Origin of the sequence: Xanthomonas cissicola (genome assembly GCF_008801575.1) — a bacterium.
Lineage (GTDB): Bacteria > Pseudomonadota > Gammaproteobacteria > Xanthomonadales > Xanthomonadaceae > Xanthomonas > Xanthomonas cissicola.
The window spans coordinates 1-18333 of record NZ_VZPL01000078.1 but is presented as its reverse complement, the minus strand read 5'-3'; the positions used below and the strand labels follow the sequence as shown (position 1 = coordinate 18333).

Below are 18333 nucleotides of genomic sequence, written 5' to 3'. Positions count from 1 at the left end.
GCGTGCTCGCCTGTGGCGCGCTGCTGCTGTGGCCACAACCGGCCACCCACCGCACCCCGCCAACCGACCGCGTGGCCGCCGCGCGTGCCAGCAGCGGCGCGCCCACGCTGCGGCAGGCGCAGCTGCGCAGCAGCCCGCCGGCCTACACCGGTCTGCCCGCCGCGCGCCTGCCCGGCCTGGATGCGAAAGTGCCGGCCGGCACCCGGCTGGACTGGCAACTGCAGGTCGGCCCGGCGCCGCGCAGCGTGGCCGTGCGGCTCACCGACGGCAGCACCGTCGCGCTGGCCCGTCAAGGCCGTGGCGATATCTGGCAAGGCCACTGGGTCGCCGAGCGCGCCAGCCTGTACCGCATCCTCATCGACGGCGCGCCAGCCGACCGCCAGCTGCATCGGCTGGACGTGCTGCCCGACCGCCCACCGCAGGTGCGCGTGCTCGCGCCCGAGCAAAGCCTGGTGCTGTGGTCGCCGGCCAACCGCAGCTGGACGCTGCGCTTCGAGGCCAGCGACGATTACGCGGTGGCCGCCAACGCCGAGCTGCGCCTCACCCTGGCCCAGGGCAGCGGCGAAAACATCACCTTCAGCACCCAGGGCCGCACGCTCACCGGCAGTGGCCCGGCCAGGCAACGCAGCTTCGCCACCACCCTGGAGCCGCAAGCCTTGGGCATGGCCGCCGGCGACGACCTGATCGCCCAGCTCATCGTCCACGACGCCCGCCAGCCCGGCCCGCAGGAAGGCCGCAGCGCCAGCGTGATCCTGCGCTGGCCGCCGCCCGAACAAACCATGGCCGCCGGCCTGGAAGCCAGCGTCAAGCAGACCTTGCCGGCCTACTTCCGCAGCCAGCGCCAGATCATCATCGACGCCGAGGCGCTGCTGAAGGAGAAACCGCGCCTGGACGCGGCCACCTTCCTCAAGCGCTCGGACGCCATCGGCGTGGACCAGCGCCTGCTGCGGCTGCGCTACGGCCAGTTCCTGGGCGAAGAAAGCGAGGGCGCGCCGCAAGGTCCGCCGACTGCCGACGCGCCGCCCACCAGCGACGCCCCGGCCGACGAGTTGCCCACCGCCGACATGCCCACCGCCGATGCGCCAAGCGCGCCCGCCGCTGCTTCGGACACGCACGCCGGGCATGACCACGACGATCACGCTCATGACGCCCACGCCGCCGCACCCGGCGCTGCCGCACTGGACGACGACCACGACCACGATCACGGCGGCAGCAACGGCCGGCCCGAGCGCAGCAGCTTCGGCCAGGCGGAAAACGTACTGGCCGAATTCGGCCATACCCACGACCACGCCGAAGCCGCCACCCTGCTCGACCCGCAGACCCGCGCCCTGCTGCGCGACGCGCTGGACCAGATGTGGCAATCCGAAGGCGAGCTGCGCCAGGGCCACCCCGAGCGCGCGCTGCCGTACGCCAACAAGGCGCTGGGCTTCATCAAGCAGGTGCAGCAGGCCGAACGCATCTACCTGGCGCGCGTGGGCACGCAATTGCCGCCGATCGACCCCAGCCGCCGGCTGAGCGGCGATCGCGCCGGCCTGGGCGACCGCGCCGCCGGGCTGGACACCCGCCCGGACCCGGACCCGTCCGCGCTGCAGCTGTGGGATGCGTTGGGCGAGGCAGCCCCCGTGCCCGACGCCACCCTGGCCCGTTACGCGCAGTGGCTGCAGACCCAGCAAGACCGCCTGCACGACCCGCTGGGCCTGGCCGCCGCCGTGGAAACCCTGCGCGCCGAACCCGATTGCGCCCGTTGCCGCGCCCAGCTGCGCGCCCAGGTCTGGCGCACCCTGCTCGCCCCGCCGGCAGCACCACACCGCCGCGCCGCGCCCGACCCGCGCGGCCAGCGCTACCTGGATGCGCTGCGGCAGGAGATGCAGCCGTGAGTCCCACCCCGATCCGCCTTCTTCCGGTGCAGCGCTCGTTCGGACCGACGGTGTCTGTAGACCTGGCAGCAAGCGGTCCGCTGTCGTGCGCGCGGACCGCATCGCCAACGCTGCACGACGGGCGCTCTCTGGACGCATTGCGCCGGGAGCACCAACCATGACGCTCTCCTTGCCCTGGTTGGTCGGCGCGGCATTGCTGCTGATCGCCGTCATCGGCTGCATACGCCTGGTGCGGGCGCACCAACGGCAACCATATTTACGCACCCGGCTCTGGCTGCTGCTCGCCGCCCAACCGTTGCTCGCTGCATTGCTCTATCCGGTGCTGCTGCCCCCGCCACGCGCCGGTACCGATGGGGAACTGCATGTCGCCACCGCCGGCACCGCCGCCGGGCAGGTTTCCACTGGCGACCTAGCGCGCTGGGTCGCCTTGCCCGAGGCACCTGCATTACCGGGCGTGATGCGTGTGCCGGACCTGGCCACCGCACTGCGGCGCGCACCCGGCACCACGGCGCTGGTCGTGCATGGCAGCGGCCTGCCCGCCCGCGACCGTGACGGCCTGAACATCCCGCTGCGGCTGACGCTCGATCCCGCCCCACGCGGCGTGGTCGCGGTGTCGCCACCGCCGCCAGTGACCCCGGGCGACACCATTGCGGTGGCCGCGCAGGTGCAAGGCCTACCCGACGCGCGCGTGGAACTGCTCGATCCGGCCGGGCAGGTGGTGGACAGCGCCGTGGCCGACCGCGCCGGCCGCGTGCGCCTGCGCGGCCTGGCGCGCGCGCCGGGCCAGGTGCTGTTCGCCGTGCGTGCACACGATGCCAATGGTGTCGAACGTAGCCGCGTGGAGGTGCCGGTGCTGATCGCTGCCGTGCCGCCTATGCGCGTGCTGCTCCTGGCCGGCGCACCGCAGCCGGAACTGAAGTACCTGCGCCGCTGGGCCAGCGATGCCGGGCTGGACGTGCGTAGCCAGATCGCGGTCGGCCCCGGAGTGCAGCTTGGCGAAGGCGCCGCGCTGGATGCGGCCAGCCTGGACCGGCTGGACCTGCTGATCGTCGACCCGCGCCGCCTGGTCGCACTGGGCACTGCGCAGCGCCAGACCATGCGCGCCGCGATCCAGCGCGGCCTGGGTGTATTGGTGCGCACCGACGGGCCGCTGGACGCCGGCACACGCACCGCCCTGGCCGAGCTCGGCCTCGGCGTCAGCGGCGGCAGCACCAGCCGCCCGGTGCCTGCACCGCAGCGACTCTCGCCGCCGGCCGCACCTGCCGATCCTGCCGGCAGCCCCGGCGACGCCCCGACGCTGGCGCCGCTGCAACGTCGCGACCTGCAACCGCAAGCCACCGACGCCCTGATCGCCGCCCGCGCCGATGATGGCAGCGCCCTAGGCTGGTGGCGCGCCCAAGGCCGCGGCCGCATCGGCATCGGCCTGGTCGAAGACAGCTTCGCGCTGGTGCTGGCCGGCCGCAGCGATCTGCACGCCGCGCTCTGGGCGCAGTTGTCTGCCGCGGTCGCCCGCCCGGGCGGTGCGCTACCCACCCCGGTGCAGGAAGGCTGGTCGCAACAACGCATCACGCTGTGCGACCTGCGCGCCGACGCCTTGGTGACCGACCCTGACCGGGCGCGCCACCCATTACTGCCGGAGCGCAATGGCAATGGGCCGCGTTGTGCCGGCTACTGGCCGGCAACCCCCGGCTGGCATCGCCTGGAGAGCAGCAGCACGCAACGCTGGCTCTATGTACGCGCGCCCAACGACGCGCAAGCCATGTACGCCCAGCAACTGCGCGCAGCGACCAGTGCGCTGACAGGCGGCACTCCCTTCGCCCCCATCGCCACACCTGCCACACAACCCGGCGCGCGCTGGCCGTGGCTGCTGGCCTGGCTCAGCGTGGCCGCAGCGCTGTGGTGGTTTGAGCGAAGGCGAGCTTCGCAACGGGTGCCGTAACAAGCGCTTGAACGTATGAAAGGCAGCGTTGCAGATTGACGTTGCCAAGGGCGCAATAGCCTACTGCACGGAGACACGCGTGGTCTCGAATCTCGCGATGCGATTCAAAGCAGACGGCTTGCGGGTGCGTCATTTGGGCATCGTATTACGCACGCGCGTTGACCTCCGCACGCAGATGCGCAGGCTACACGGTGAGACGTTGCGCCGACCCAACAACATGCCCATCCACTACGCTCAGCAGTGCCGTCGATTCAACTCACCACCGTCACGCGCCGCCATACCCGGCAATGGTTGTTGGCCGGCAACGCGACATCGTCGATCAACTGCAACCCCACCGATGCCGCCAAGGCATCCACCGCTTCGGCATCGCGAATACCCGAGGCAGGGTCGCGCTCGCGCAGCATGGCGTCGAAGGCGCGATTGCTGTCGCTGGTGAATTGCCCATTGCGGTTGAACGGCCCGTAGATCGCCAGCACCGCATCAGGCGCCATCACCGCCGGCAATCCGGCGAACAAGGCCTGCACCTGCGGCCAGCCCATGATGTGCAAGGTATTGGCGCTGTAGACGGCGTCATAGCCGATCGGCACGCCAGCCGGTGTCGTTGGCAGTGGCGGCGGCGGTGCCAGCCACGCCCCCGGCACCGATGCCGCCTGCAGCGCGATCGGTGCCGGCGTATTCGGCAACGCCGCCTCGTCCAGCCACTGCCGCATGCCGGGCAAGTGCTCCGGATGGTCGCTAGCCTGCCACTGCAACCATGGCATCGCCGCAGCGAAATGCACTGCATGCTGGCCTGTCCCTGCGCCGATCTCCAGCACATGCCGACGGTCGCCGAGGTGGCGCAGCAGCACGTGCAGGATCGGATCGCGGTTGCGCGCGGATGCGGGCGAGAACGGCTTGGACATGCATGACCTCTGGGCGATTGGTGTGCACTGCGGCCGGCCTTCAAGGCCATGGGGTGGCGACAGGGCACCACTGTAGGCGTGCGGTCGGCTGGCATCCCGCAGCCGGCCGCCATGCGAAGCGGTCGCCGGTTATGCGAGGCCACAATGCCGCGCTACAGAAAATAGCGCTAGGTTCGATACCTCATCCACTAAATACAATGGATTGACTGTGTCTACCAGCAACCGGCGTAACGTTAGGAAGACCCTCGTTCTCTTCGCACTCGCCACCACCGCGATGTCCACCTTCGTTTCACCTGCCAGCGCGGCAGTGATAGGCAGTGTCACGGTCTACGGTACAGTGCTGGATGATACAAACTCCAGCGCCACCGCTTCTTCCAATGGGGCCGTCTACAAATACCTGTAGCAGGCTGCCTGGAGCTCGTGCAGGACCAGTTATCCAGCAACCAGATCGCTGGCGCTGACCAGGGTGGTCGCCCCATCAAGTGGCCAAAACGGTGTCTGGTCCAATGTCGTTGCTTACTGGGGACTGCAAGAATACGCCCTAACACGCGGCCGGCGACTCTGACGTCCGTGGTTGCGAGGCGAGGCAATGAGGGCCTCGCCTGGCAACCACGCTTCGCGGAAACACATGCGCCGGGCATCCCTCAATGCGGCGCCGGCAAGGCCTCATACGCACGCCGCACCGCTTCTTCGCCGAAGCGACGCTCCAGCCGACGCACGATGAAATGTCCGCGCGCCATCGCCTGGAAGTGGCGCATGAACACGGTATTGAGCGTGGCGCCGCTGACCGCGCCGACCAGCGGCACCGCCTGTACGGCGAGTTTTTCGCCCACGTTGACCGAAAACTTCGCCGCGATGCGCGAGACCAGCGAGACCAGCGCCGGTGCACCCTTGCTGGCGAAGCCGTGCGCGGCCACGTAGCTGGCCGCGGCGGTCAATTGCTGCGCCATCGCCGCACGCACTGCGAAGTAGCCGGATTCGGCGCCGTCGTCGCTGGCACTGCGGCCGCCATGCGCCAGCACTTCCAGGCACGCCAGCGCAGTTTCCGGGTCGTGCAGCGATTCGCCTTCGGCACGGGCGATATCGGCGATGGAGCGCAGCATCACCGTCGTGGTCACCGGCAGCTCCACCATCAAGCCCGGCAGGCCGAAGAACCCGCCTGCGCCGCCGGAAACCGCCACCGCCAACGTATGCCGCGTCGTGGATGCCGGTTGCTGCGCATCGGTCTTGCCGCGCAGGCTCAGCAACGCCGATTTCATCGCCACCTGCAGCGCGCGACGGGTCACGCCGTCGATGCTGCGGGTCACCACCTTGGGAAGCCGTTTGGTGATCAGGCTCTCGATCGGCGCGCCCAGCGCATTGGCCAGTTGCGCTGCCACGCCGGGGTTTTCCAGCAATGCGTGGGCCGTGGCCAGATCGCGCTGCGCGGCAGCGTCCATCACCGGTATCGGAAGCGTTGTCATGCCTGCTCATCATGGTTGGGACCTGGCCGATGGTACCCAGCGCGATGTGAGTGCCGCACAAGCGAACTGGACCCTGTTGGGCCTGCAGCGCATTTGGCTGTTAAAATGCGGAAATCATCGGCGTCCAAGCAGCGAATGCTCACCAGATGAATTGCGAGATCCGCCACAGCATCGTCATTGCCGCCGCGCCGGAAGTGGTCTCTGCTGCGTTGTCCGAGCCCAGGCAGCTTGCGCGTTGGTGGACCCGCGAAGTGAGCCTGGCCGACGATCTGGTGCGCCTGGACTGGAGCCGCCAGGGCTGGCGCGTGGAACTGAGTATCGATGAAGGCGCCGATCACCAACTGGTGTGCTGGCGCTGCCACGACTCCAACATGCTCGACACCGATGCCTGGAAAGGCACGGTGATGCGCTTTGAACTGCGCTCCATCAGCCAGGGCACGCAGGTGGATTTCGTGCAGTCCGGCTACCGCGATTCGCCGTGCAAGGAGGCCTGCGCGCGGGGCTGGCGTTTCTTTCTCGGCAGCAGCCTCAAACGCTATGTGGAAACCGGCGAAGGCGCGCCGTCGGCCGATATGCACATGCCCGAGTTGCCAGCGCAGAACCCGCACACCCCGCGCTAAAGGCGGCAGCGGCGAGCCGCAGCATCGGTCAACGCGCTGCGTCGATCACGTGCAACAGCGTGCCGACCTGAAACTTGGCGAAGTTTCAATCCATCCTGTGCGTGTCGAACAAGAACAGCCAACAAAGCTGCTGCGCAGATTGCCAACGGTCGCTGGCGACGGTGTGTTAGCCCTCATCGCGTCATCTTCGCCCATTTCGGCCTTCGCCCCGCCTTCAAGTTGGCAGCGATGCGCAGCGCCATCGCCGGCATCGCGTCTTGCGTTATGTCACCGGTTGCTGCAACAGCACGATATGCGCCTGTGGCGCAGACGCATGTCGTGCGGAAAAGCTGACAACTCACGCCGTGCGCGGTTGGCCCATCGAGGCTGCGGTGGTGACCGGCAACTGCGCATCCACCGTCACCGGGCTGTCGGCCTGCAGCAGGGCGCGCGCTTCGGCATCGCTGGCCACCGCCGGCGGCGAGCCGCGTAGCGGCAATCCTGCGGTTTCGCGCACGAACAGCATGGTCAACAAGCCGATCGCCGCTGCGCCCATCAGGTAGTAGGCCGGCACCAGCGGGTCGCCGGTGCGCTCCACCAGCCAGGCAGTGACCAACGGCGTGGTGCCGCCAAACAACGACACCGAAACGTTGAAGGCAATCGACAACGCGCTGTAGCGCACCGGCGTGTAGAACAGCGCCGGCAAGGTGGACGGCATCGAGCTGGTGAAGCACACCAGGGCCAGGCCAAGCAGCATCAGTCCGGCGAAGATCAGCCCATCGTTGCCGCTGCCGACCAGCAACAGGCACGGGATCGCCAACGCAAACAGTGCGATGCAGGCACCGATGATCATCGGCCGCCGGCCCAGTTTGTCGCTGAACATGCCACCGACGATGTTGAGCGGCATCATCACCAGCATCACCAGGATGATCAGCAACAAGCCCTTGCTCTCGGCGTAACCCATCGTGACGCTGAGGTAGCTGGGCATGTAGGTCAGCAGCATGTAGTCGGTGACGTTGAACACCAGTACCAGGCCCACGCACTTGAGCAGTTGCGGCCAATGCAGGCGCAGCAGCGTGGTCAGGCCCTGCGCGGCGGTCTGCCGCTCGCGCTGTTCGGATTGTTCGGTATGGGCGCGAAATGCCGGGGTCTCCTCCAGCTTCATGCGCATGTACAGGCCCAGCAGCCCCAACGGCCCGGCGATCAGGAACGGCACGCGCCAGCCCCAATCGAGCATCTGCGCCGGAGTCACGCTCATGTGCAAGGCGGTCACGGTGGCGGCGCCGGCGATGTAGCCACCCAGCGTGCCGAACTCCAGCCAGCTGCCCATCAGGCCGCGATTGCGGTCGGTGGCGTATTCGGCAATGAAGGTGGCCGCGCCACCGTATTCGCCGCCGGTGGAAAATCCCTGCAGCACGCGCGCCAGCAACAGCAGCGCAGGCGCCCACAGGCCAATGCGATCGTAGGCCGGAATCAGCCCGATACTGAAGGTGCCCAGCGCCATCAGGATCATCGTGGCGGCCAGGACTTTCTGGCGCCCGTAGCGGTCTCCGAGCGGTCCGAAGACCATGCCGCCGAGCGGCCGCACCAGAAAGGCCACGGTGAAGGTGGCGAAGGTCGCGATCAATTGTGCGGTGGGGTCGCTTGCCGGGAAGAACACCTGGCCCAGCGTCACCGCCAGATAGCCGTACACGCCGAAGTCGAACCACTCCATCGCATTGCCGAGCGCCGCAGCGCCGACGGCCCTGCGCAGCATGCTGCGGTCCACCACGGTGACCTCATCCAGTTGCAGCTGGCGGCGGCGTTTGAACCAGCCAAAGTGCGAACGCATCGCGCGGGCATCGTGCATCTATGGTCTCCGTAAATTGCGCCCGGGATATCTCGCCGGGCGCAGGCCGTCGCTACCCGCTCGCCCTGGCAACGCACAGGACACGGCACATCACGCAAGCGCATTGCACTGGATGACACCGGAGGCATTCCCGGACGGCCGCGTGGATTCAACGGCGCTGCGGGACAGACGACCAAGGGATGGGCATTGCCCAAGGGCTTGATCAGCGCGCTATGGTACTACAGCCGGTCGATTGATGCAGGCGCGACGGCGCCAGGCGCGGAAAACGCCTTGTTTCTGGCCGATTCGTCTGTACTGGTGCGCGATGCGCACGTGCCCGTTCGCTCTACGCATCCGCTGCGACGGTGTCGCGCACGCTCTGCACTGCGTAGCACCTGAAGCAGCACGACGCATCGGATGCTCGCTTGTTACAGCGAATAGGAAAACTGCTGCGCCTGCGTCAGGCCCAACTGTCGTGAGCCATTCTCAGCGCCGTGCAAGCGCATCTCGGGGCGATACGATGTTGCGCGCAATCAGGCTGCATCCAGCAGCGATAACAGGTCTTGCAGATCCTCACGCGTTTGCGGTCTGACTGCACGCGCCAATTCCTGCCCATCGCGCAGCAGGATGATGGTGGGCCATAATGTGACGCGAAAGGAGCGGCCTAGCGGCCGCCCTTTTTCATCTTCGATCTTGCGGTAATCGATCGCGTCGTATCCGCCCAACAGCTTTTGCAACAGCGGCTGCGCGGCAATGCAATGGCCGCACCAGTCGGTACCGAATTCCAGGACCTGCAAACCGGCCTGTGCCTCCACCGCGCTGCGTTCCGGTGCCTGGGCGGCGTACTCGCGAACGAACCCCATCGTCTGGATGCTCCGCTTGATTACGACAAGGCGCGCTGGATATCTTCCAGCGGCAGGTTGGTTAGATCCTTGGCCAGGTCGCCACCAGGCGCTGCTGGGTTTCCTTGTGCAGCAGCGGGCGCACGCGGCCCAGCGTGGTGGGGTCGGCCACCAGCACCAGATGCGTGTATTCGTGCTTCAAGGCGCCATCGTTCAAGGCGTGCGAGAGCTGCTTGGCGAATGTCATTTCGTCCAGGTCTGTTTCGGTGAGATCTTGCGGCGCCTTGCCGGCCGGGCCGTCGTCATCGACGTTCTGCACGTCGGTGCGCGCGTGCTGGCGCAGCACGACCTTGGCTTAGTTGCCGGTATTGGTGAACCAGCGGGCTTCGCCGCCGTCGGCCACCACTACCAAGGCGCCCTGAGGAATTTGCAGACTCATCCGATTTCTCCTGGTCGATGTCGACGCTGCAAGTGCAGCGCCAGTCGGCCTCAACCTAGGTGAGAAGATGTAAGGATTGCGCCTAGCCGGTGTCAGCAGCGCGTTAGTGCTGCGCGCCGAAACTGCGGCGACGGCAGCTCCAGATGCTCGCTGAAAAAACGCGCGATGACGCGTAGCGCCTGCTGGCTTTCCGGAAGCGTGTCGGAAATGGAAGGCATGCCGCAGCCGGTCCGCACCCGCGCGACGGCGAGCGCAGGTGTTGTTTTTTTGCTTGGCGTCCTGTCGGCAACGCGGCGTCATCCCGTGCGCTACGTCCGGCAGTGTCCGAGCGAGGGACGTCACGCCCTCGCCTGAGCCAGTGCATCGCCGTACACCGGGCACTGCATCAGCCCAGATAGGGGCGCTCGCTGGCAAACAACAACTGCTGCGCGCCACGCCGCCATGCATCCGGGCAGCGCTGGCCCAGCAGTACCGCCGCCATGGTGTACGCCAGGCCGCGGCCGACCAGGCTCACGCCGCCCAATGCCGCTTCGGCCTGCTGTTGGCTGCTGCCGGCCTGTACCGCGTCGAAGAACCGCGCGATGTAGGCGCCATCTTCGCCGGTGCCTTGCAGGGTTGCCGCGCGCAACGCATCCGTTTGCCAGCCCTCGCGCGCGGCCAGTGCCCAGGCGCTTGGTGCAGTGATGGCGTCGAGCCCGGCGCGCTCAGGTAGCACGCGTGCCTGCTGCAGCAATGCAGCGCTGGCGCCACGGGACGCGGCCGCGAGCCGGACGATGCGCGCCTGCACGTCGGCATCGGCGGCCGCCTCTGTCACTGCCGTGTCCAGTTGCCCGTGGGCCAGGGCGTAATAGCTGTGGTACGGCGTGCCCTGGGTGCGCTCGCCGCCCTCCAGTGCCACGATCGATGCCAGCGATGGCGACCGCTGCGCCATGCCCGGCAGGTCCGTCGCCAGGCCGCGGTAGCGCTGTACACGGGCCAGCAGCGGCAGCACGTCATCGGCCAGTGCCGGCGCGCGCGCTGCCTGTTCGTACAGCGCCTGGGCTTGCGGCAGATGCAGCTGACCGACCTGCACGGCCGCTGCAGCGCGCTGCAGCCAAGGGTCGTTCGGCCAGCGCGCCTGTGCGGCGACAAACGCCTGGTCGCGCTCGGGGGTATCGCTGCGGCAGCGGATCGCCGCGTACTGCAACGCAGGCGCATCCGGATGCGCCTGCGCAGCGGCGGTCTGCTGGCCGCACACCTGCGCCCGTTGCTCGGGCGTGGCGATGTCCTGCTGCATGCGCAGCGCCACCACATCTTGCGGGTTGCGCTGCAGGCGCTCGGCCAGAAGCGCAGGCACGGTGTGTGGCGCGGCGCGGCGCAATTGCTCCATCCACTGCTCCAGATACGCCGAGCCCGCATCGTCCCAGCGTGCGTGCGCGGTGACCAGCGCCAGATCGCGCTCCGGGCCCAGCTCGCCCAACAGCTCGTGTGGCGAACGCCCGGACACGGCCGTCAGCACGCCGCGGTACTGGCCGCCCTTGCCGCTGACCTTCTGCGGCGGCTCGCTGAAGATGTCCTGCGCCTGGGTGCGTTCCCAGCGTGTAGTGCTCACGCTGCGCGTGGTGTCTTCGCTGGCCGAGCCGTAGCTGGCGCGCCAGTTCAGCAGCAGCGCGGCACCGGCCACGTTGTAGGCGAACTGGCCGCCGTGGCCGCCACTGGGCGCATCGAAACGTTCGATCGCCGCGCCGTTGGCCGTGCGGGTTTCGACATGGTGGGTCGAGCGCTCCGACAGACGAAACACATGCCGGCCGTTGGCGGGGATGGTGGCGGCCTGCCCGTCGATGGCCACCGTCACGGTCTGCTGCAAACCGTTGTAGGCGACCACTTCGGCCATGCCCACCGCACCGCCGGCCCACAACACGCCAGCCACGATCGCTGCGGCCACCGCCACCCGCGCGACCGACGGAAACACGCCATCGGCGGCCAGAAAGCGCTGCCACAGGTTCTGCCGCAGATTGCGCTGGCGCACCTCGCCCGGCAGGCGGATTGGGTAATCGGCTGGCGCTGCCGGGGGCGTGTCGTCGGTCGGCAAGGTGTCGCCGTTGCGCAGGCGCTCGGCCACGGCGTTTTCTGCACGCAGCAACTCTTCCAGGCTGGCATCGCGCAGCGTGCCCAATGCGTCCAGGGTGACCTGCACCCAGCTACCGGCCGCCTTCATCCAGGCGTTGATGTTGTTGTCGTCGGCCTCGACCAGACCGAATTCCGGCAGGCACTGCGACCACTGCGGCTTGCCCAGGGCGTGCGCCAACGGCGCGTTCAACTGCACCTGCCCGGCCTGCGCGTACACCTGACGCAGCGCGCGTTGCACCTGATTGCAGGCCGCCACCAGCTGGCGCAATTCCTTGGCCGAGACGCGGCCATCGGCAATCACGGCGTGGAAGGTCTGCAGGTACAGCAGGTTGGCGTCTTCCAGATCGGCGATGGTGTGGTCGGTGTAATGCAGCACCGCCAGGTAGCCGCGCAGCAGCGCCGGCCAGCCGCCGCCGATGCGGTTGGCAGCCGCCAGATGCACGCTGCGGCAACACTGATCGTGGCCGCTGACGCGCGCACGCAGCACCCGCAGCTCGTCGTCCAGGTCGGCGATCACCGCCGGCAGCTGCGTGCGCGACAACGTGGTGCCCTTCCAGGTGACGACACCGCCGGCTGCGCGCAGCCCGCCATCCATCAAGCCTTGCAAGGTGGCGCGTTGACGCTCGCGCTCGCGCAGCTGTTCGATCGCCTGGCCATCGTCGGGCAGGTACAGGCCGTCCAACGCCTGGAGCAGATCGCCCGACGGCAGCGGTGTGGCGTACAACTCGGCCAGCGTGCGCGCGGTGCGCGTGCACGAGCGCCCCAGGTACAGCCCTTGGTAGCGCCGCGACAACGACAGGGCGGCGAATTCGCGTTCCAACTGCTCCAGCGAAACGGCAGTGTCCACACAGGTGGGCGCTTCGCCGTTGAACATGCCCAGCGACACGCGCTCGCGCAGGGCCTGCGCGTCATGCAGCAACTCCATCGCCGGGCGCGGATCGATGGCGCAGGCGATGTAGCGGCGTTTGAGATTCTCTTCGCGCGCGGCACTGGGCGGATGCGTGGCCCACATCTGCGAGGGCTGGGCGATTTCGCTATGAAACAGCCGGTGCATCGGCGCTGCATCGGTCGGTACCGCCGGCACTGCCCCATGGCCGGGGTCGTTCAACACCACGCGCATGTGTTCGATGATGCGCGACTGGATGGCGAACAGATCCTTGACCGGGCGGTCCTGAGCGAATTCGCGCGCGGCAAAGCGCAGCGCGCGCTGGAAGCCATCATCGGCCGCTTCCAGCTTGTGTAGTGCATGCACCAGCGCATCGCTGCCCGTGAGCGATGCGGCCACCAGGTCGGCCTGATACTCCATCTCGCGCGAGAGTGCGCGTTGCGCCAGCACCACGCCGCGGAAGGCGATTTCGACCAGCGAGCGGATCGACCACACGATCAACGACAGCCCCCAGCCGATCCACGCCACGCGCAGGTCGATGCGCGACAGCGTGGCCAGCACGCGATCCAGTGCGTCGCGCTTGCCCACGATGTGCGCGGCGATCTGCTGGGCGATATACACCCAACGGCCAACCGCCATGGTGCGCTGGGCGAAATGCCCGAATTCGTGGGCCAGCACCGCCTTCAATTCGCCCAGATTGAGCACATTGACCAGGCCCAGCCCGATATCCAGATTCTTGCGCGAGGGCAGCAGCAGATTGATCAGCGACAGGTCGTAGAACACCCCGGCGTTGACCTGCGCAGACAGATAGACCTTGTGCGGGCGCGGTGCCCCGGCATCGTCGGCCAGCCGGTACAGGAAGGCGAACAGCGCCGGCTGCTCGGCGGGGGTGAGTTCCAGCGCGCGGGTGTCGCGTTCGGCGCGCTTGTTGAACACCAGCGCCTTGGCCATGAACACCGCCAGAAACGCCGCGCCGGCGGCCACCACCCAAAGCCAGAACGCTTGCTCGCCGCCGGAACCCTGCAGCAAGCCGGCGACCAGCCGGTAGGCAGTCCAGCCGAACCACACCAGCAAGCCCAGGTACACGGCGATGAAACCGCCCAGGCCGAACATGGCCAGCCAGGCGTTGCGACGATAGTTGCTGCTGGGCGCAGTGAGCTGTTCCGGCACCACGGCCGGGCCTTGCGGATAGAGCGATTCCATTCGTGTCCCCTGATGAGTGGCCGGGCGCCACGCAGTCGTTCGGCATCCCGGCCGTGCGATTCGATCCGCCGGGCGCGCTGTCCCCTCGCCCCGGCAGCGCAGAAAATAGCCGAGCGCGGCGACAAAATCCATGTGGCCTGCGCGGCGCAGCACATGCCCGCCGCACGATCGCCTCAGCGCTGCTGTAACGCAGTCATGCCCGCGTGGCGGCGCGCTCGGCCTGTACCTGCTGCACCGCCTGCATGGCCGAGCGGGTCAATGGCGTGGGCAAGGCATCGAGTGCGAACCAGCCGAGTTCCAACAGCACCTGCGGTTCGCGCAGCACCGCCTGTTCCGGGCCCTGGATGCTGGCCAGATACACCGGTGCCACCCAATGCTGCGGCGGGTCCATGTCCGGCTCGAAGTGGCTGACCACGCAGAGCACGCGCTGCGGATGCACCTGCAGGCCGGTTTCTTCGAGCACTTCGCGCACCACCGTGGCTTCCACGGTTTCCATCCAGTCCACCTTGCCGCCGGGCAGCCCCCAATGGCCTTGCTCGGGCGCCCGCCCGCGCAGCACCAGCAGCAAGCGGCCGTCGGCCCGCTGGAGGAAGGCGCCACAGCCAACGCGCGGGCGTAACTCGGAAGACATCGGCATCAGCAACTCTCGCAGACTCTGGCGCATCAGTGTCCTAGATGTGGCGGCTGCGGGGAATGCTGGCCGCCATGTTCGATCGCCGCGCGCCTGGGCACTGAGGAGCGCCACCCAGGAAGCACCGGCTGCGGCGCGCAGAGACGGAAGGCGTGCGCCCTATCGCGTTATGGCAGCGCTGGTGCCCGATGACACCGCCTTATCACCGCATTGGCGAGGATGGCCGCCTTACGCGCCATGCTGGCGCGCAGCTGTTGGAGAGGTCCATGTCGCGAGTTCTCGTCATCGGCGGCCACGGCAAGGTGGCGCGCCTGCTCACGCCGCTGTTGGTGCAGGGCGGGCATCAGGTCACTGCGTTGTTCCGTAACCCCGCACACGAAGACGATGTGATTGCCGATGGCGCCACGCCGGTGGTATTGGACATCGAACGCGCGCAGACCGACGCCATCGCCGCGCAACTGGCCGGTCACGATGCGGTGGTGTGGTCGGCCGGGGCGGGCGGCGGCGATGCAGCGCGCACCTATGCGGTGGATCGCGATGCGGCCATTCGCGCCATGCACGCAGCCGAGCAGGCACGCGTGCGTCGCTATGTGATGGTGTCCTATCTCGGCGCCGGGCTGGAACACGGTATCGGGCCAGACGATGCGTTCTTCGCCTATGCGCAGGCCAAGGCCGCTGCCGATGCGCACCTGCGCAGTACCACGCTGGACTGGACCGTGCTCGGCCCTGGCCGGCTCACGCTGGACCCGCCCTCGGGCCGCATCACCCGCGACCCGGGCAGCGATGCCGACGGCGGCGTCTCGCGTGCCAACGTGGCGCGGGTGATCGCCGCCGCACTGGCAACGCCGGACAGCATCGGCAAAACGATCGGCTTCATCGACGGACAGACCCCCATTGCGCAGGCGCTGTCGCAGCTGGAATGAACGCAACACCCCGCGCGATCCGCACTGCACGCGGCAATTGGCTCCGGCTAACGAATTCCTAGCCGGCGCCCGCATAGTCGCCAGCGCAGCCCATTGTGGAGGTCGCTTATGTCCACGTTCGTCAGCCCGCGCCGCGCCGGGATCCTACCGCCGTATCTGCTCGAACACGTGGCGCAGGCCGCGCCCGCACACGCGCGCCAGTGCGCGCTGCTGTCGCGGCAGATCACCGCGCAGCTACGGCAGCAGCGCGCGCTGGGCTTGCTGGCACGCGCCGATGCGCCGGCGGCAGACGCCAAGGCGCAGCAGACCGCCCAGGCGGTGCAGCGGCGCATCTACGATGCCCAGCAAGGCACCACCCTGCCTGGCACCCTGGCGCGTGACGAAGGTGCCCCCGCGACCCAGGACGTGGCGGTGACCGAAGCCTACGACTACCTGGGCGCCACCCACGATTTCTTCCAGACCGTGTACGGGCGCGATTCGATCGACGCGGCGGGCATGCCGCTGATCGGCACCGTGCATTACGAGCGCGGCTACGACAACGCGTTCTGGAACGGCGAGCAGATGGTGTTCGGCGATGGCGACGGCGAGGTGTTCAACCGCTTCACCATCGCCATCGATGTGGTCGGGCACGAGCTCACCCACGGCGTCACCGAGCGCACCGCCAACCTGATCTATCAAGGCCAGTCCGGGGCCTTGAATGAATCGATTTCGGACGTGTTCGGCGTGCTGATCAAGCAATACACGCTGGGCCAGAGCGCCGACCAGGCCGACTGGATCATCGGCGCCGGCTTGCTGATGCCCGGCATCCAGGGCGTGGGCCTGCGCTCGATGCAGGCACCCGGCAGCGCGTACGATGACCCGGCCCTGGGCAAGGATCCGCAGCCGGCGACCATGGCCGGCTATGTCGACACGCAAGAGGACGATGGCGGCGTGCACTACAACTCCGGCATTCCCAACCACGCGTTCTATCGCGCCGCCGTCGCGATCGGTGGGGCGGCGTGGGAGAAGACCGGGCGCATCTGGTATCGCGCGCTCACCGGTGGCGAGCTGGCCGCCAGCGCGGACTTCGCCACGTTCGCCGACCTGACCGCCAGCGTGGCCAGCGCCGACTACGGCGCCAACAGCAGCGAAGCTGTGGCCCTCCGGCAAGCCTGGCGCGACGTGGGCGTGCTCGCATGAGCCCACAACGGCCACCAGTGGAAACGGGCGTGACCTTGCGGCTGGCGCGCGAAGGCGGGGTGGCGGCGTTTCCGGCCATGCGCCGCGAGCGCCAGTTGGCGATGGATGCGCTGGACGATGCGCAGCGGGTGCGGCTGCGCAGCGTGCTGGATCAGTGCATGGCGCACGCGCTGCCGGCGCCGCAGGCCGGCGGTGGCGATCGCCGCTATTTCAGCATCGTCTGGGATGGCGCCAGCGAGCCGCTGCGCATCCCCGAAGAACATGCACCGGCCGAAATCGTGCAGCTGTGGAAGCAGGGCACGCTGTAGCGCAGGCCGCCACCGCTGCGCATGCAGGCATTGTGCTGCGCTGACTCGCGCGCAACGCACGGCAGGCGCCCCTTTGCGCAAACGAAGACACCGCGCAATGCGCGGTGCCTGTCGGTCAGCGAAGATGGTCCAACTGCGGATGCCTGCACCCTTTAAGCTGCCTAGATGCTCTAAGGCTGCACAGCTGGTGACGCATAGTGGCGTGCACCGCGTTAGCGCCACGTGCAGCGCAGCGGTCAGTCTGAAGACACGCCCCTCATTGCTGCAGCGCACCGCCACCGGCGCACGGCACGGCGCGCCTAGTGCTCCGGATTGGCTTCCACCAGATGCGCCAACAGCATCAACGAATCCTGCCAACCCAGGTAGCAGGCATGCAGCGGAATCTGTTCGGGAATGCCTTCCTGCACCACGTGCAGATCGGTGCCGCACGGCAGCGTATGCAACTGCACCGTGGTGACCATGGTGCCAGGCAGCGAGGGGTCGTCGAACGCATCGTCGTAGCGCAACAGCACGTTGGGTTGCAGCTCGCGGTAGGTGCCGCCGAACGCGTGCCGCTCGCCATTGGCGAAATTGGTGAACGCCATGCGGAAGGTGCCGCCAACATGCGCATGCAAATGCTCCACGGTGCAGGTGAAGCCGTTGGGCGGCAGCCACTTTGCCACCGCATCGGCCTGGAGGAAGGCGCGATAGATCCGCTCGGGGCTGGCACGTATGACGCGGTGGAGCGTGACGGTGGACATGGGCACTCGCTTGGGCAGAGAACGTCTCTACATGCTAGCGACCAACCCGCCATTACACATCATCGACATGCCATGGCCCGCGTGCGCACGGTCATGTCCGGGCGGCGGCGGCTTCGGCGAGGGATGTCTGGTTGGTGCCTGCTGTACGCAACCCATTGCGTGAACCCGCGACGACGCGACGTTGGTTTTGCTGCGTGCGCGTACGGGCTTGCCCGTCAAGCCGTCGCAGTGCCTAGGGCCTGTTAACACTAATGGCCCGAGCGATTAAACTATTGGGCATGGAGATCACGCCAGCACAATTTTCTCTGATCGAACACTGCCTGCCGGCGCAGCGCGGCAATGTCAGCATGACCAACCTGCAAGTGGTCAACGCCATCCTTTACGTTGCCGAGCATGGCTGCAAATGGCGCGGCCTACCCAAGCGCTTTGGCAACTGGCATACGGTCTACACACGCATGAACCGTT

At 67.8% G+C, this 18333-nt stretch carries 14 protein-coding genes and 1 pseudogene; 7 read left to right on the top strand and 8 right to left on the bottom strand.

Features of this window, described 5'->3' with window-relative positions; genetic code table 11:
* The first annotated feature begins 2 nt into the window (after positions 1-2).
* Entirely contained in the window at positions 3-1877 is a 1875-nt protein-coding gene (locus F7R02_RS21380) for a DUF4175 domain-containing protein (RefSeq protein WP_235900951.1), read from the top strand.
* A 157-nt stretch (positions 1878-2034) separates the two neighbouring features.
* Entirely contained in the window at positions 2035-3816 is a 1782-nt protein-coding gene (locus tag F7R02_RS21375) for a hypothetical protein (RefSeq protein ID WP_078536476.1), read from the top strand.
* A gap of 251 nt (positions 3817-4067) precedes the next feature.
* Here the strand turns inward: F7R02_RS21375 and F7R02_RS21370 are convergent, their stop codons facing one another.
* Both F7R02_RS21370 and F7R02_RS21360 read right to left on the bottom strand, forming a co-directional pair.
* Positions 4068-4718, bottom strand: a complete 651-nt coding sequence (locus tag F7R02_RS21370) for a DUF938 domain-containing protein (RefSeq protein WP_078591434.1) — start codon at positions 4716-4718, stop codon at positions 4068-4070.
* A gap of 644 nt (positions 4719-5362) precedes the next feature.
* The gene (locus tag F7R02_RS21360; RefSeq protein WP_078591435.1) at positions 5363-6157 is read right to left on the bottom strand and encodes an EcsC family protein; all 795 of its coding nucleotides are present in this window, start codon (positions 6155-6157) and stop codon (positions 5363-5365) included.
* A 170-nt stretch (positions 6158-6327) separates the two neighbouring features.
* Between F7R02_RS21360 and F7R02_RS21355 the strand changes: the two genes are divergently transcribed.
* Positions 6328-6801 (top strand): SRPBCC family protein, encoded by a 474-nt coding sequence (locus F7R02_RS21355; protein WP_005917427.1) that lies wholly within the window; start codon positions 6328-6330, stop codon positions 6799-6801.
* 337 nt (positions 6802-7138) lie between these two features.
* On the opposite strand, the gene proP is transcribed toward F7R02_RS21355, so the two are convergent.
* The 5 genes and pseudogenes from proP to F7R02_RS21325 form a co-directional block, all read right to left on the bottom strand.
* Positions 7139-8629 carry a glycine betaine/L-proline transporter ProP gene (proP, locus tag F7R02_RS21350; RefSeq protein WP_003487917.1) on the bottom strand — a complete coding sequence of 497 codons (1491 nt, stop codon included), beginning with the start codon at positions 8627-8629 and terminating at the stop codon, positions 7139-7141.
* Positions 8630-9141: 512 nt separating this feature from the next.
* A complete protein-coding gene (locus F7R02_RS21340; protein ID WP_078591436.1) occupies positions 9142-9471 on the bottom strand; it encodes a thioredoxin family protein in 330 nt (109 codons plus the stop codon).
* Positions 9472-9491: 20 nt separating this feature from the next.
* A pseudogene (locus F7R02_RS21335) lies at positions 9492-9889 on the bottom strand (host attachment family protein).
* 385 nt (positions 9890-10274) lie between these two features.
* Positions 10275-13997 (bottom strand): M48 family metallopeptidase, encoded by a 3723-nt coding sequence (locus tag F7R02_RS21330; protein WP_078591439.1) that lies wholly within the window; start codon positions 13995-13997, stop codon positions 10275-10277.
* A gap of 283 nt (positions 13998-14280) precedes the next feature.
* Positions 14281-14751, bottom strand: coding sequence for an NUDIX domain-containing protein (locus F7R02_RS21325; RefSeq protein ID WP_033479609.1), 471 nt, complete (start codon positions 14749-14751; stop codon positions 14281-14283).
* A gap of 233 nt (positions 14752-14984) precedes the next feature.
* Between F7R02_RS21325 and F7R02_RS21320 the strand changes: the two genes are divergently transcribed.
* From F7R02_RS21320 to F7R02_RS21310, 3 genes are all read left to right on the top strand, one after another.
* Positions 14985-15641, top strand: a complete 657-nt coding sequence (locus F7R02_RS21320) for an SDR family oxidoreductase (RefSeq protein WP_078587939.1) — start codon at positions 14985-14987, stop codon at positions 15639-15641.
* 108 nt (positions 15642-15749) lie between these two features.
* Positions 15750-16820 carry a M4 family metallopeptidase gene (locus F7R02_RS21315; RefSeq protein ID WP_011050092.1) on the top strand — a complete coding sequence of 357 codons (1071 nt, stop codon included), beginning with the start codon at positions 15750-15752 and terminating at the stop codon, positions 16818-16820.
* Complete coding sequence (locus F7R02_RS21310) at positions 16817-17128, top strand: protealysin inhibitor emfourin (RefSeq protein ID WP_005917446.1); 312 nt, start codon at positions 16817-16819, stop codon at positions 17126-17128. The genes F7R02_RS21315 and F7R02_RS21310 overlap by 4 nt, the downstream gene beginning before the upstream one ends.
* Before the next feature lie 299 nt (positions 17129-17427).
* On the opposite strand, the gene F7R02_RS21305 is transcribed toward F7R02_RS21310, so the two are convergent.
* Positions 17428-17868, bottom strand: coding sequence for an SRPBCC family protein (locus tag F7R02_RS21305; RefSeq protein ID WP_078591437.1), 441 nt, complete (start codon positions 17866-17868; stop codon positions 17428-17430).
* A 278-nt stretch (positions 17869-18146) separates the two neighbouring features.
* Between F7R02_RS21305 and F7R02_RS21300 the strand changes: the two genes are divergently transcribed.
* Positions 18147-18333 (top strand): transposase (locus F7R02_RS21300; protein ID WP_151210039.1); only part of this gene is annotated, 187 nt, incomplete at its 3' end.